Below are 825 nucleotides of genomic sequence, written 5' to 3' on the forward strand. Positions count from 1 at the left end.
CGTTTACGAACAAGTTCGTCTCTTTCCGAATCACAGGCCATAAAGCGGATTCAGAAACAGGCGACGCAGCGCAAGGTGATGCAAAGCTATCAGGTGGTAATTATGGTTTATACGCAGATGCAGCAGCCACTGTTCTTTTGGACGAGGCAGTGATTGATGCAAAAGGTAATTTCACTTTCAAGACTTTACCCCTAGAAGGAAGTTCTAAAACTGTTTATGTGAAAGAAACAGTTGCACCAGAAGGCTACAACTTGGATAAAACGATTTATCCAGCCGTTGTAACGCAAACGGACAACACAACCGAAGTCATTACACAAAACAAAACATACACGGATAATGTCATGAAAGGTAGCTTTGATTTTATCAAATTTGCTAATAAACCGCTACTACAAAGCCAGATGGATACATTAAAAGATGGCCAAAAATTACCGTTAGTAGGGGCAGAATTCACATTGACACATAAGGCAACAGGCAAAATAGTTACTGTCGTAAAAACAGATATTCAAGGCTATGGAAAAGTGAATAATTTAGCATATGGTAAATATACATTGACGGAAACCAATGCACCTTGGGGCTATAAACCAATCGCTCCATTCGATATCGAAATTACAGCACAAGGACAACACTTCAATTATATCATCGAAGATAAAGTCATCGAAGCCAAAGTTAAGATTGTAAAACTAGATGCAACAACAGGAAAAACAGTGCCACTTGCGGGTACGGAATACCAAATTTTAGACAGTGAGAAAAATGTCGTGAAGTTTCACGTCAACTACCCAGCCGATCAAGACATGGATACATTCACGTCAACGGCAGACGGAACAC

General features: G+C 40.0%; 1 protein-coding gene. It reads left to right on the forward strand.

Annotated features, from left to right (window positions below):
- The coding region (locus DUK53_RS17680; protein WP_255410907.1) for an MSCRAMM family protein at positions 1-825 on the forward strand (825 nt) is incomplete at both ends.

This window comes from Listeria sp. SHR_NRA_18, from assembly GCF_003856515.1.
Classification (GTDB): domain Bacteria; phylum Bacillota; class Bacilli; order Lactobacillales; family Listeriaceae; genus Listeria_A; species Listeria_A newyorkensis.